We start from the raw sequence: 14,732 nt of genomic DNA, 5'->3' as shown, positions 1-14,732 counted from the left end.
TAATGGTATTCATTCAAAAACGTTTAGGGTGAGAGACGAAAGAATGTTTCTGAAGGAGAGCAATGTATCTTGAATTTACTTTTTCTTTTTCACTGAAATATAGTCGACATGTCTGAAACGAAGAGCTGACCAATCCTCATCTATTGCCACTTGCCTAACCCCTTCATATCCACACTCCTGAATAGAGGACCACCCATAATCACGGTTAATCTCTACTTTATACTTTTTAGAAGTTTTTTTTGGGTAAACGAACCAAAGTAGCCCATTTTCCGCTAGTTGATTTTGAATGAAAGCACAGTGACTAGCGATATCATTTTCACTTTTCACAAATACAATGATACAATCATAAATAGAAGTTGAGACAGGCGCCAATTCTACTTTTGTATAGCGACGTAAATCTTCTAACGTTTCAGTAAATTCTTCAGGATGGTTTATGACAGAAGTTATCTGAGGCTCTTTAATTTGCATCTTTTTCAATATTGGATTCATCGATTTCATCCCCAACAGTACATATTTTTCCCCTTATGTTTTGCTGTGTATAACGCTTGGTCCGCTTTTTTTAATAGTGATTTTTTGTCGTCTTCTCCATAGCTTGTAACAATGCCAACACTTAACGTCACCAAAAAATTATCTTTTTGATAAGTATAAGGGTTCTCCATGCACTGAATAATTCGTTCAACTATTATTGTTACAAGCTCTTGATTATCTATATCTTTAATCAGGATGGTAAATTCATCGCCACCAATCCGACTAACGACGTCCTTTTCACGTACACAGTTTGTAAGACGATTTGCCAAATCCTTCAGAAATTCATCTCCGGCATCATGTCCCCATTGATCATTGATCCTTTTAAAATTATCGCAATCTAAAAACATTACAGCAAAGTGCTTCGTCTTTTCTTTCTTAAGTTTTATCGCCTCTTCAATATGATTGTCCATGTTTATTCGATTAGGAAGACCTGTTAAAGCATCGTGATATGCTAAATGATGAATTTTCGCTTCATAATCTTTTCGTTTCGTAATATCTTCACCAACGAAAAGGACATTTATTATTTCATCCTCGTCATCCTTAATTGGTATAAGATCAACATGAACCCATATCCACTGTTTGTTGTAATGATTTACTTTCACTTCAATGGAGCGGTGAAGTTTCGTTTTGATGACGAGATCCAATTCTTCCTTAAACCGACTAATATCTTCTTCTTGAACAATCTTTTCAATGTTATTGCCTCTCAACTCATCCACATGATATCCAAGGACTCTAGGATGTGAAGGCGACACATACGCCAATTTTCCAGAAGGTGTTACCAATTGAATCAAGTCTCGCGAATTTTCAGCAATAAGACGGTACCTTTCTTCACTTTTTACTACCGCTTCCTCCATTTTTTTCCGGACCGAAATATCTCTCATAATCGAGTGGACCCCAGGCATCCCTTTATAATCAGTCTTCACGCTTGATACCTCTATGTACTTCTCCGTGCCATCAAGTGTAATAATTCTAGCCTCCGTAAGTCGCTGGATTGGATTAATTGCATACAATTGATCTATTTCATTTTTAACCGCAGCACGGTTAACTAATGGAAAGAAATCATAAACCGATTTGCCGTCAAACACTTCTCGACTCGGCGCACCAAATAACTTTGCCGCTGCACGATTGGCAAATTTGACAACCCCATCACAATAAATCATCATCGCGTCGGGCGACTCTTCTATCAACTTGCTGTAACGCTCTTCGCTATTCTTTATTGCTTTCATCATTTTCTTTTCTCTAGAAATGTTCTTAATAACACCGTATACGCCTGCCATTTTATCGTCAACGACCATCGGTACTTTTTTCACGGTACAATCAAGCAATTCCCCTTGTTTTGTTGTCAATTGAAGTTCAAACTCATGTGATTCACCTTCTGAAGTTTTACGATCAATCTCATCTGCATATTGTCCATATAATTTTGTATATAATGAGCCACTTTTTAATTCAGCTTTCGAATAGCCAGTTAACTTGACTAGAGCATCATTAACATCACGTACATTTCCTTGGTTGTCGAGCGTGTATATCCCATCTGAATTTAATTCAATAAGGGAGGCATACTCTTTCTCCTTTTTCTCTTTCTCCATCTCGGCCACTTTTCTATGTGTGATATCCCTCGTTATCGTAACAATAAAAACGATATCATTATTGTCGTTCATAATCGGCGTCAAAATAGACTCTTCATACTTACCAGGTCGACTTTCAAACTCAAATCTCAAAGACTCTTTTTGTTTCAATACCTTCCGATAATGTGAAATTAATATATCAGATTTAACTTTTGGAACAACATCATCAATTTTTTTACCTATTATTTCCTTTGTGATGCCTGCAAGTTCTATTCCTTCTTTATTCACACTAACATATCTAAAACAATCAACTTCAACTTCCATCACATAAATAGCATCTGTCATACTGTCAATAAATGTTTGAAACTCACCATTACTTCCGTAAAATAAAGATTGAAACAAGCGGCTCACCTCTTTAATTTATAATGCACTTTCACGACTAATTCTCTGCTTCTATCATTATCACACTACTACTATAAATAGAAAAGGAAAAAATCTAAAAAGTCAGGTTTTCTCGCCAATTATTTATACTATAAGAATGTTTAACTTCATCAAAGGATTAAAATATAAGATAAACTTAGACTTTCGGCATGAAGCCTTGGCGACAAGCCAAGTTTTTCTAATAGATTTGAAGTTATTTTTGTAATATATCCACTAAATTAAAACCACCCATGAACTCTTTAGATTAGAATTCATGGGTGGTTTCAAAGTCATTCATATTCTGTTCGTTCATCAGATTTTTGATTGGTATATTCGTTCGGTGTTTCGTCACTATTTTCATTGTGATTTTTAAATTGACTTAACCGTCCGTTACGATGCTCTCCATGATTCTTATTTTCCTTGAATTGACGATTCGATTTCTTTCTATTGTTATCCACTTGTTTGTTGGCCTCCTAACCTGCTCGGTATGCCTTAGTTTGTGGAATACTCCATGTCTTATACCTATTAAATTAAGTCCATTTTGCTCCCCAAAGCTTCATTTCTTTGAGTATCTTATGAAAATCCTTCCCTTTTTCCGTCAATGTATACTCAACGGTTACTGGTACAGTTGGGAAGACAGTTCGAATAATAATTTCGTTCTTTTCAAGATGTCTCAATGTATCGGTCAGCGCTTTGGAACTAACGCCTTGAAGTGCTTTTTTCAATTCTCCAAATCGTTTTTTTTCATCAAATAATTCTTTCATAACTAAGAATGACCATTTACCTCCGATGATATCCAGTGCCTTTTCAATGGAGCATTCAACTTCTTTATCCAATACTTGCTGATTTATTTCATCTGAATTTTCCATCTGTTGACCTCCGTTCTTTCTTTGCATTCTTCTATAATAAAGTTAGTAAGTATACATAAGGTTACTTTATATAAACATTGTCACTCCTTTAAGTATGTGACGATATCGCTTATAATTTCAAGTAACAACTATAAATATAATAAAAAATAATTTGAAGGATGGTGCTTAGATGAAGAAAGTAGTCGTAACAGGTGGTAGTGGCCTTCTTGGAAAATGGGTAGTGAAAGAATTTGTAGAGCAAGGATATGAAGTAGTGAATGGCGATGTTAAAAAACCTCAAGATCCATTATGTCAGACTAAAATTATCGATTTGAAAAATTTAGGCGAAGTTTATGGATTATTGCAAGAGGCCGATGCAGTTGTTCATTTAGCCGCTATTCCCGTTGCTTATTCTCATGCAAACGAAGTGACATTCCAAAACAATGTTATGTCTACATATAATATTTTGGAAGCGGCTTCAGGATTAGGTATTAAGAAAGTTGTGTTAGCTTCTAGTGAATCGTCTTATGGAATTTGTTTTGCCCCAGAACGCTTTGACCCTAAATATGTGCCGATAGACGAAGATCACCCACAACTTCCTGAGGATGCTTATGGGTTATCAAAAATTATTAATGAAGAAACAGCTAAGATGTTCCATCGGAAATCGGACATGCAAGTTGTCTCATTGAGATTAGGAAATGTCATTTCTCCTGAGATGTACAGTAATTTCCCAGGATTTATTCATAATTCAGCTGAAAGAGATCGCATTCTTTGGAGCTACATTGACACTAGAGATGCCGGAACTGCCTGCCGCCTAGCGATTGAAAAAGACGGTCTTGGAGCTGTGGAGCTTAATTTAGCAGCTGATGATACGAGTATGGATATCAAGAGCAGACAGTTAATGTCCGAGCAATTTCCAAATGTAACAGATTTCCGTTCGGACTTAACGGGGTATGAGTCACTTCTTTGTAATAAAAAAGCTAAAAAATTACTTGGATGGAAACCAGTTCATTTTTGGCGAGATAACGTCTAGGGTCGCCGCATCAAAAAATGGTATTTTCAAAACGAAAAGGACCTCACCTATGTAGTGATGAGGTCTTTTTTGGTTTTTTTCTCCTTTTTTTATACTGCACAAGGCCGCTCCTCTTACAGGCTATCCTTCATACGCAGTTCGGTCTACAAATGTGTCGTATATCAAATAAATCACCATACAGACTGCCATTGTTAGAAATCCCCATCCTAGAGTGACTTGCTCAATGATCAAATAATTATTACATAGTTGCTCTGGCCATTTAATATATAGCCATCCCATCACAAAGAAAATAATTGTAAAAATAATAATGACGGCATTTTTCATCTGTAAATTTATTTTTTGCCAACTATCTCTTAAAGGAACCCCAGCTAAAAATGGGAGACTAATATATTTAAATATTTCTACTGTTTGATAAGTCAATGCATCATCCATCGCTCGTGGAATCATCCAATAGATCATAATAATTGAGAATAGTAAAATACCTGGAATGCCATTTAGATTCCAATTAACAAAAAACTTCGGAAATTTGTCTTGAAATAAACGAGCCATTAGAAACCCAGCAATCACTAACAATGGCATTTGCATATGCATATGAACAATCATGATAGATTCCAATAAATAAGCAACCGGAGGGAGGGCTAAGAAAATTAGCAATAGTAATCCAAAAGTAAATTGATTCATCACTTATTCCTCCTTCAGATTCGATAGAACAGCATTTACTCTTTCGACAGCTTCATCTACTTCTGTAAAATCCATAATATCGCTGAGACGACCTTGTTTATCAACTAAATAAAATGCTGAATTATGTGCAAAATCTCCTTCTCCATCAGGAATTACTGTCACACCATACGTGTCTAATAATGAATCTAACTCCGTTTGATCATTAATTCTTGCCATTCTCCATGTATCTCCATCAGCATGGAAATGATTTTTGTAATGATCCAAAGTCTCGGGGGCATCTCGCTCTGGATCAAAACTAATACTTAAAAAAATGATATCTTCTCCTATATGTTCAGGTGGGATCTGATCATAAACTCTCCCCATATTCATTTCTAATAACGGACACTCATCCACACAAGCTGTATACATAAACGTAATAAATATATATTTATCTTCTAATATTGAAATTGGATATTCTCGCGCCTTACTATCTTCCAGTATCACATCAGGTAATGCAGGTTTTTCATCCAAAAGATGATATACTCTTGCAGTTTCAGCCGTATATGCTTTGAATCCATCTGTCCCAACATAGAACAAGGCAAAACCAAATAATAATACGAGTAAACAAGCGAATGATGTTTGTCGTTTTTGGATCATACTGATCACTTCCTATGCACTATCTTCTGTTTCATATTAAGGGCAGCACCCCCTATTTTTACCAAGGACTGTATGGTGGCGATCCTGGTGGTGCATTGACGATCATTTCAACTAACGGAATCACGTAACCCATAGCAATGACGAGTAACATTATTACGATAATAACTCCCCAACGTTCTGTCCAATAAGGAGTTTTCGTTGCATTATCTTCTACTTGAGCAATCGGAAACTCAGTTTTTCCCTTTGGCGCAAAGAACATAAGATGCATTACAGCATAAACTTGAATGATAATACCAATCATTAATAACGTTCCGCCGATGGCTAGGAAAAACAAATATGGGTCCCAACTTAAAGCTGTTGCATTATCAGAATACGTTGTATAGGAAGTCCTTCGTGGCGATCCTAAAAGTCCCACCCAATGCATAGCTCCTGCCATAAATATCATTCCTGCTGTCCAAAACATCGTTTGAATTACTCCGAGTTTATTGATTGCAGGTGTCAACACGCGTTTTGATAGATAAGGAACTAACCAGTAACTGATTCCGAAGAAAGTTAGAACAGCCGTTGTTCCAAGCGTTAAGTGAAAATGACCAACAACCCACATCGTATTATGAGCTACTTGATTTAATTGGTTTGTGCTTTGCACGATCCCTCCGGCTCCACCTGGTATAAAAGCAATCATTGCGATCATCGGAGCTAAGAAGCGAACATCACCCCATGGTAGTTTTTTAAACCATCCGAATATTCCTCTTCCACCTTTTTTCTTAGCTGTCTTCTCAAAAACAGAGAACATCGCATAAGCAGTCATGAGTGAAGGAAATCCAATTGCTAAACTCATAAATACGTGTAAAAATTTAACTGATTCTGTAATTCCAGGGTCTATAATTTGGTGATGAAATCCTCCAGGAATGTTAAGAACAACGAGCATGATAATAACGAGACGGGTTAATGTGTCACTAAATCGTCTTCCACCAATAACTTTTGGAACAACGACATACCATGCTGACACGGCTGTTAAATACCAAATATTTACGAGCGTGTGCCCAAAAGCCCAAAAGAGCGTTCTAGAAACCATGACATTGATTGTATCCACCCATCCAAGTGCCCAAGGAATAATAGTGAAAACTTCTATGGCAACTGGAACACTACCAAAAAATAATAGTACAAAGACACCTGTAGCAAAATAGGAAAGAATCGGAACGTGTTCTCCTTTGTTCTTTTTCCTCCAGTTTGCCACTTGAATAAATGCCCCGAATGCACACATCCATACACCTACGACAATGAAAACTAATCCGAAATAAAATACAGGATGAGCTGCTAATGGTGGATAAAATGTAAACATCACAGATGCTTCATTCATAATGATTGGAATTACTGCTAATACGAATCCAAATATTTTTAGTCCAAAACCGATCCACGCCATCTTTCTTACCTTAGGAAGTAGTCCACCTAGAGTATGTGAAAGTACCGCATAGAAGTAACCAATCGTAAAAAATGCTGTAAACACTAAAATGAGAAGGATTCCATGAGCCGTTAATACTTGATAATAATTAAGCCATGATGGTAATTCAAATAAACCTGCTCGGTTTAACCCTTGTATTAACCCTAATACACCACCAACTAGTAATGCTACGAATGATACGAATAGATATGATTTTGATAATACCGCGTCTTCTGGACTTATTCCAAATGCATGATTTGCTTTTTCTTTAAATGATAATTTGTTTACTGTTTCCAATGTGGTCCCCCCCTTAATTAACAGTTATCGTAGTAGACATATGTTGATGACCAACCCCGCAATATTCATTACATAGCACTAAATATTCACCTGGTTCATTAAATGTTTGACTAATTTTTTGAATGTGCCCTGGCATAACCATTGCATTTAGATTTGTTCCCGTTACTTGAAACCCGTGTGTAACATCTTTAGAGGTCATCGTGAAATGAACGGTAGACCCTGCTGGTATTTCAATATCCCCAGGGTTAAAACTAAATAATTCTAATGTCATAATAACTTCGTATTCATCTTCTCCAACTTGTGTAATGCCTGGCTCATTAAATGGTGCTGTTTCATCGACTTGCTGTGGATCAATTGTTTCCATGTGACTAGGTGGTCCCATACCTAATACAAATGTTTGATAACCAGTAAAAAGCATCATGCCCATAATCATCCCAAAACTCAAGATCAGCCATATTTTTTCATCAAGATGCATTTTCATCTCTAATCCCCCTTATAATCTAGCAAAATAAATTGAAAACATGAGAATGAATGTTGCTAAGATAACTGCGCCAAGAATACCTAAAGATACCCACGTACCAACTGACGCTCCATATTTATGATCTTCAAGCCCTTTTTCTTCTTTTTTTACTTGTGTACTCTCCATCGAAATCAGCCTCCTTCTTGTTTTTTCTTACTTCTAGCTTAGTTGAGAAAGATTATCGACGAAGTGAGCTGCATCACACAAACCAAAAATATTTGTGTTGAAAGTCACTAAAATTTTTAAAACAGGAATAAACAGCCCGGGCAGGTAAACAAAAAAAGCTACCCCGTTTAGGTTTACAATTTGCTTGCAAACTTTTGGAGTAGCTTTCTTTAAATACTATTTTATACTTTAAGAATGTTGAAGATTAACTAAGGCTTTCGCCATGAAGGGCTTGGCGACAAGCCAAGTTTTTATAATTTATGAATCACCTAATTCTTTAAAGCTAACTAAACGAAGGTAATGTGCCAATCACCATCGTCACAAATAGTAACGTAAGATAACCAACGGAATAAATGAACATGTTTTTCGCCCATAACTTATCATCTTTCGTGAAAAATCCATACACACTCATCACTAACCATAAAACATTTAGAACTGTCGCTACTATGATAAAGACCATTCCTAACGACGTTAGAAAAAACGGTAAAGGTATCAAGCACGCCACATAGAGAAAGGATTGCCATTTTGTCACTCTGAACCCACGAACGACTGGAAGCATTGCCACTTTAGCCGCACGATATTCCTCATACTTTCTCATCGCAATTGCAAAAGTATGTGGCATTTGCCATATGAAAATGATAACAGCTAAGATTATCGGTACGATATGAAATGCAGAGTCAATTACAGCCCAACCAATCAACGGTGTCACTGCCCCTGAAACACTACCTATAACAGTATTAAATGCGTATCTTCGTTTAGCCCACATCGTATAAAGAAAAACGTAAGTGAACCATCCAATAAATGCATAAATAGAAGCTTCGATCGACGTGAAAAATAACAAGACAAAACCAACAATCGTAAGCGATATCCCCATTGTCAAAACAAGTTGAAGAGACATACTTCCAGTGACCGTCGGACGTTTCTTTGTTCTTTCCATGATTCTATCAATATCTACGTCGTACCAATTGTTTATGACTAGTGCACCACCCATAACAAACGTACTTCCAAGTAATACGAGGAAAAACAGTCCTATATTAGCAATGAAACTCGTATTTGTATAATAAAGGGCTAACCAAAATCCAGTAAAAACCGGTAGGACATTTGCCATCAGCACAGGCAGTTTTAAAAGTGTTTTTATATCCGTTATCAAGCTCTTCGATTTTTGTTCATTTATCGACGCGAGATCCCCTTCGTTTTGTAAAGAAGGGATTTCATCAACCATCATATAAAACTCCCTCCCTAAGAAAGAATATATATTAAAATTATCATTTATTATAATTCACCATATATACTATATCATTTTTTTTAGGAAATAGCCCCAAGAAGAACTTACCTTTGTCAGTTAAACATATGACATCACTTACCAAACAAAAAATGAACTAATAAAAACGCTAGAGGAGTGATATGCTCCCATAGCGCTTAATAGTTTTAGTTTTATATAGAAGTTATATGCCTTCACCTTAATTTCAAATCATTAAATCAGGTTTCAGTCTTCTTTAAATCTCCAACAATAACTCTTCATAAGTATTTTAAAGTTCAGGTACAATTGTTAATTTTTTTTCAATATCTGTCCTTGGTTTTGCCTTAGGTTTCTTATCAAAGTAACCAACATGAAGCGTACCAACTATTTTTTCACCAGGCTCTATTCCTATTGCCTTGTGGAAACGTGGATCAAAGTTATAACCGTTTGTTTTCCATACTACTCCGATATTTTTTTCCCATGCTAGTAATTGAAAATTTTGGATTAATGCTGAAGTTGCTGAAAAATCCTCTTCCCACTGCTTTTGTCTAGGGTCTTCTTTCATGACAACGACTAAATGAATCGGCACATTCCTATAATACTGAGCTTTCATTTCACCCCATTTTTTTATTTGCTCAGCAGTTGACGCCTCACTTACGGCTTCAATAAATTGTTCCTTTGCTTCACCCTGAAATAAAATAAATCTCCAAGGCTCTCTAAATCCATGGTTTGGTGCCCACACTGCATCATTTAAAATGTCTGTAATAGCTTCAACAGAAACTGGATCTGATTTGAACTCTCGTATTGTTCGACGTTCTCTAATAGTTTTTGCAATACTCGATACTTCTTTCATAGATTCTGTCTCATAAGTCATCTATTTACTCCACCTTTTCAAAATGTATTTGCTACCGGTAGTTTTAGTGAATAAGACCATAATCTTTCCCATTCTTTTTCACTTCACTTTGATTAATAAGTAAATAAAGTATGGCGCTCCTAATGCTGAAACAACCAACCCTACTGGTATTTCTGATGGTGCGAGAAGATTACGTCCGATCATATCAGCAAGAAGTAATAACAATCCCCCGATCAACGCGGTTACTGGAAGCATTACTTGATGCTTTGATCCAACTAATCTTCTTGCTAAATGAGGAGCTACCAATCCCAAAAAAGAGATTCCACCTCCAACAGCTACACATGCTCCGGCTAAGGCAACGGAAGTAAGCAGCAAGATTCTTCTTTCTCTCTCCACGGCTATCCCTAATCCTGTTGCCATTTCATCACCTAAGTTCAAGATATTTAAATTCCTAGCCTTGTAAACCGTAAAAGGTATGAGAATAAGAATCCATGGTAGAACTGTCAAAACAAACTTCCAATTCGCCCCCCAAATGCTTCCTGAAAGCCAAATCGTTGCTTGCATGAAATCATTTGGGTTCATTTTCAATTGAAAAATAATCAAACCCGCTCCAAAGGCAGCATTAACCCCGATCCCTACTAAAATCAGCCTGACAGGTGTCACACCGTTCTTCCACGCAAGTGTATAGATAAGAAAAGCGGCAAATACCCCACCAATTAATGCGGAAATCGGCATGACAAATATTGACAAGGTACCAAGAGAAGACATTGATCCTTGGAAAAAGTAAATAAAAAGCACAACAGCAAAGCCGGCTCCCGCGTTAATCCCTAAAATTCCTGGATCAGCTAAACCATTTTGCGATACACCTTGTAATATCGCACCTGAAATTCCTAATCCTGCTCCTATTAATAAAGCTATCACCATCCGCGGCAAGCGGAAGTCAAATAATACAAGCTGGTCTTGCTCTGTTCCACTCCCAATTAATGTCCTAATAACATCTAGAGGGGCAATTTGTATATATCCAAGATTAAGGCTCAGAAAAAATATAATTATTATTAATACTAGCAGACCTATCATTACTACTGATGGGCTTTTTTGAGTCTTTTTGGTCGTCTCCATTAAAATCCTCTCCCTTCTCGTCTAGCAAGATAGAGGAAAAATGGAACCCCGATCATAGCAGTGATTGCTCCAACTGGGGTTTCAAATGGTGGATTTATCATTCGTGCTCCAAGATCAGCTAAAACAAGTAACAAAGCTCCTAATACGGCTGCACAAGGAATAATCCATCGATAATCAACACCTACTAAAAATCTAGTAATATGTGGTATCACAAGCCCAATAAATCCAATTGTTCCCGCTACAGAAACTGCTGCACCAGTGAGTAGTAAAACGACAATGGTACCGATTATCTTAACAATCGCAGTCCGTTGTCCTAATCCTTTCGCAATATCGTCACCTAAACTGAGTAACGTAATCGAACGGGCAAGCAACATTGCAAGTATCAACCCAACAACTGCAACAGGAATCATTAATTGAATCATCGTCCACCTTGTTCCAGCCACACCACCAGCGTACCAAAAAGTAATGTCTTGGGCGACGTTGAAATGAATCGCAATCGTCGTCGAAATTGACTGCAGTAAAGCAGTAACCGCGACTCCAGCTAAAGCTAATTTGACAGGCGTTAACCCACCTCTAGATAAACTCCCAATTGTAAATACAAGTCCGACTCCTAAACCCGCTCCAACAAATGACCAAATCATTAAGCCCATATATGAAGTAGCCGGAAAAAAAGCAAACGCGATGGCGATCATGAATGCTGAACCAGCTGTTACACCCATAATGGAAGGGGAAGCAAGAGGATTTCTTGTCATACCTTGCATTATTGCTCCAGAAACAGCTAAAAAAGCTCCAACTAATGCAGCGGCAATAACTCTTGGCATTCGCAGTTCCTGAATGATTTGATGAGCTGTTAGATCTGGATCAAATTGAAAAACACCTGTCCATACTGTTTTAAAATTAATATCAGCAGCCCCAAAAGTTATCGATGCTGCGCCCCCAAGTAGAAGTGCGATCAGCCCTCCAAAAAGAATAATTGTAGCCATCATAGGGCGTGATGTAATTTTTTTATTTTCTTCATCGAGTGATGATTCTTGTTCGTTTAATGCCATATTTTTCATCCCTTTACATCATTCAGTTAATAATTTTATTGATATTTTAAAATGAAATATCAATTACATGATAGGACACTTATAAGGAGTCACCCTCAATAGTTGAGAATGACTCTCGTTTTCATTATAGACTAAATTTTTCTTTTTGGCATGGATAAGTGAAAGAGATTTTGTAGAGAATTGTGTTTTAACATAACAACTGGATGATGATTATTCATTTGTTACTGCTTGAATGACATCATTGATTTTGCTTTCATCAGCATAAGGGCCTGCCAGCATCCAGTTTTTAGCTGATACTTGATACACATTTCCTTCTTGAACAGCTGGAATAGACTGCCAAACTTGCAACTCTTCTATTTCAGCAAGTTGTCCCCAACTCTCCTCGTAATCTTCAGCTGTTCCACCTGATGCTCCGGCAGTCACGAAAATATAATCAGCTTTTATTTCTGGCAACATTTCAAGAGACAATTGAACACCCCAATGTTCATCCGGGTTTTCTTCCATCATCTCAAGAATGAATGGATCTGGTTTAAAACCAAGACTGTCATAGATTAAGCCAACATACCCCTTGTCATAAGAATCTTCTGGAAATGGGAACCAAAGGTACGCCATATTTTCGCTCAGTCTAATAAAAGCAACGGTCGCATTTTCACCTACCACATCCGTAATTGTCGTTTCCGCTTTATCTAATTGTTCATGAAACGACTCAACCTTTGCTTCTGCCAAATCTTCCATATTTAACAATTCACCCAGTCTAACTATCTCTTCTCGCCAATTTTCCCGATTTAACAGGATTGTTGGAGCGATTTTTGTTAATTCTTCGTATACTGACTCGTCCGTTGACGGCCCGTCACTGATAATAATTAAATCTGGATCTGCTGCAAGAACAGCTTCATTATTCACTTGTCCTCCTCCAACAACATCTGTTTCCACACCCTTTTCATGAAGCTTCGCCTCCAAGTAATGATTTTCACCATGGAGCGTCGCATAAACAAGAGGTACATCTAATGCCAACGTCATATCTTCCAATCCTAGTGAGACAATTCGCTCTGGGTCTTTAGGAATTACCGTTTCTCCAAATCTATGTTCTGCCACTTTTTCACTAGTATCTTCCGAAGCAGCATTTTCCGCTACGTCTATACTGGCATCTTCATTCTCTTGCATATTATTCGCACCACCTGAGCAACCACTTATAAATAGTGCCATACAAAGAATGAAATTAAATCTAATTAAGTTTGAATAAGTATTCATGTCTACTGTCCCCCAAAAGTTATATTGATAATGATAATCATTATCAATATAACTTTTCGCTTCTCTAGGATCAATGGACAATCCTCTTACATAACCAAGAGAATCATCTGATTGTCTCCGATTTTCTTTCCTATATTGGGCCGGTGTTACTCCTTTGTTCTTTTTAAAAAGCCTACTAAAATAATGCGCATCCTTATACCCGACCTTAACAGCAATCTCATGAACCTTTGCATCCGTTTCTACAAGAAAATTCGCAGCTTTATTTAGTCTTTCACGAATTAAATAATCAATTGGACTACTCCCTGTTTGGTCTTTAAACAACAGTGACAAATGAGATGGACTATAGTTTATGCTTTTTGCCAATGACTCCAATGAAATGACTTCTGCATAATTGTCATGAATATAACGAATAGCCTTTGTCACAGGATCTTTGTTCTTTTGTATTTGTTTTTGATCTTGGACTACTTTAAAAAAGCAAGAAATAAATTGAAGGAATAATGTTTTGACATGAAATTTTTTAATCGAATCTTCGGATTGCCAAACGTGATCCATTTCTTTTACAATATCGAAAAAGCTTAATGCCCCCTCATCAATAGCCACGTTATACGGTGAGTCAAATGGCTTATGTTTTTTGAACAATGTCTTTATTCTCAAACTACTCGTCGCAGGCATAATGCCTTTGTAGAAAATCAAATATAACTCTACCACATTACTTTGGGGGACAATATTTAATAAGGCACCTTTTCCCCCATGTAAAATATGTGTCCCTCTCGTAGAAGATGCTCTCTCATTTATCGATACGTTCGTTTTACCGCGAAAAAAGTAGATAAAAGCACTCGCTGGCAATCGATATTCACAAAGGGCATCACCACGTCTAATAGTCTCTCGCCTAACATCCAACACGTTCATATTCGCTTCATACCAAAGCAACATTTGCTCTTCCAAATTGAATTCTTCCTGCACGCTAACTCGCCCCTCAAGCTCTTCTACTTACACCCGTTTGTTTGAAAATGATTCTCATTATCACATAATTGTATCCTATTTACTATTCCTACTCAATAAATATTTATAATTAATACTATCTTC

General features: G+C 37.0%; 15 protein-coding genes. 1 reads left to right on the top strand and 14 read right to left on the bottom strand.

Annotated elements, in window-relative coordinates; translation table 11 throughout:
* Window positions 1–75: 75 nt before the first annotated feature.
* The 4 genes from ACM26V_RS21565 to ACM26V_RS21550 all read right to left on the bottom strand — a co-directional run bounded on the left by ACM26V_RS21565 (window position 76) and on the right by ACM26V_RS21550 (window position 3,382).
* The gene (locus ACM26V_RS21565) at window positions 76–489 is read right to left on the bottom strand and encodes a DUF3052 domain-containing protein (RefSeq protein ID WP_416148826.1); all 414 of its coding nucleotides are present in this window, start codon (window positions 487–489) and stop codon (window positions 76–78) included.
* A gap of 5 nt (window positions 490–494) precedes the next feature.
* The gene (locus ACM26V_RS21560) at window positions 495–2,495 is read right to left on the bottom strand and encodes a PAS domain S-box protein (RefSeq protein ID WP_416148825.1); all 2,001 of its coding nucleotides are present in this window, start codon (window positions 2,493–2,495) and stop codon (window positions 495–497) included.
* A 308-nt stretch (window positions 2,496–2,803) separates the two neighbouring features.
* A complete protein-coding gene (locus ACM26V_RS21555) occupies window positions 2,804–2,971 on the bottom strand; it encodes a hypothetical protein (RefSeq protein ID WP_416148824.1) in 168 nt (55 codons plus the stop codon).
* A 72-nt stretch (window positions 2,972–3,043) separates the two neighbouring features.
* Complete coding sequence (locus tag ACM26V_RS21550; RefSeq protein WP_416148823.1) at window positions 3,044–3,382, bottom strand: winged helix-turn-helix transcriptional regulator; 339 nt, start codon at window positions 3,380–3,382, stop codon at window positions 3,044–3,046.
* A 169-nt stretch (window positions 3,383–3,551) separates the two neighbouring features.
* Here ACM26V_RS21550 and ACM26V_RS21545 point away from each other — a divergent pair, with 169 nt between their 5' ends.
* Complete coding sequence (locus ACM26V_RS21545; RefSeq protein WP_416148822.1) at window positions 3,552–4,394, top strand: NAD-dependent epimerase/dehydratase family protein; 843 nt, start codon at window positions 3,552–3,554, stop codon at window positions 4,392–4,394.
* 120 nt (window positions 4,395–4,514) lie between these two features.
* Here the strand turns inward: ACM26V_RS21545 and ACM26V_RS21540 are convergent, their stop codons facing one another.
* From ACM26V_RS21540 to ACM26V_RS21495, 10 genes are all read right to left on the bottom strand, one after another.
* Complete coding sequence (locus tag ACM26V_RS21540) at window positions 4,515–5,075, bottom strand: hypothetical protein (protein ID WP_416148821.1); 561 nt, start codon at window positions 5,073–5,075, stop codon at window positions 4,515–4,517.
* A 3-nt stretch (window positions 5,076–5,078) separates the two neighbouring features.
* On the bottom strand, window positions 5,079–5,711 hold the full coding sequence (locus ACM26V_RS21535; RefSeq protein ID WP_416148820.1) for an SCO family protein: 633 nt from the start codon (window positions 5,709–5,711) through the stop codon (window positions 5,079–5,081).
* A 58-nt stretch (window positions 5,712–5,769) separates the two neighbouring features.
* The gene (locus tag ACM26V_RS21530; RefSeq protein WP_416148819.1) at window positions 5,770–7,449 is read right to left on the bottom strand and encodes a cbb3-type cytochrome c oxidase subunit I; all 1,680 of its coding nucleotides are present in this window, start codon (window positions 7,447–7,449) and stop codon (window positions 5,770–5,772) included.
* A 13-nt stretch (window positions 7,450–7,462) separates the two neighbouring features.
* Entirely contained in the window at window positions 7,463–7,930 is a 468-nt protein-coding gene (locus ACM26V_RS21525) for a cytochrome c oxidase subunit II (protein ID WP_416148818.1), read from the bottom strand.
* 12 nt (window positions 7,931–7,942) lie between these two features.
* A complete protein-coding gene (locus ACM26V_RS21520) occupies window positions 7,943–8,095 on the bottom strand; it encodes a hypothetical protein (RefSeq protein ID WP_416148817.1) in 153 nt (50 codons plus the stop codon).
* Window positions 8,096–8,417: 322 nt separating this feature from the next.
* Window positions 8,418–9,359 (bottom strand): heme o synthase, encoded by a 942-nt coding sequence (gene cyoE, locus ACM26V_RS21515; RefSeq protein ID WP_416148816.1) that lies wholly within the window; start codon window positions 9,357–9,359, stop codon window positions 8,418–8,420.
* A gap of 304 nt (window positions 9,360–9,663) precedes the next feature.
* Window positions 9,664–10,248 (bottom strand): nitroreductase, encoded by a 585-nt coding sequence (locus ACM26V_RS21510; RefSeq protein WP_416148815.1) that lies wholly within the window; start codon window positions 10,246–10,248, stop codon window positions 9,664–9,666.
* A gap of 78 nt (window positions 10,249–10,326) precedes the next feature.
* On the bottom strand, window positions 10,327–11,346 hold the full coding sequence (locus ACM26V_RS21505) for a FecCD family ABC transporter permease (RefSeq protein ID WP_416148814.1): 1,020 nt from the start codon (window positions 11,344–11,346) through the stop codon (window positions 10,327–10,329).
* A complete protein-coding gene (locus ACM26V_RS21500) occupies window positions 11,346–12,332 on the bottom strand; it encodes a FecCD family ABC transporter permease (RefSeq protein WP_416151941.1) in 987 nt (328 codons plus the stop codon). Before ACM26V_RS21500 ends, ACM26V_RS21505 begins: the two co-directional genes overlap by 1 nt.
* Before the next feature lie 273 nt (window positions 12,333–12,605).
* A complete protein-coding gene (locus ACM26V_RS21495; RefSeq protein WP_416148813.1) occupies window positions 12,606–14,609 on the bottom strand; it encodes an AraC family transcriptional regulator in 2,004 nt (667 codons plus the stop codon).
* Window positions 14,610–14,732 lie beyond the last annotated feature (123 nt).

It is taken from the genome of Salipaludibacillus sp. HK11, assembly GCF_047795645.1.
In the GTDB taxonomy this organism is placed as follows: Bacteria; Bacillota; Bacilli; order Bacillales; family Salisediminibacteriaceae; genus Salipaludibacillus.
The sequence above is the reverse complement of the archived record's forward strand: the minus strand, read 5'-3'. Positions and strand labels throughout refer to the sequence as shown.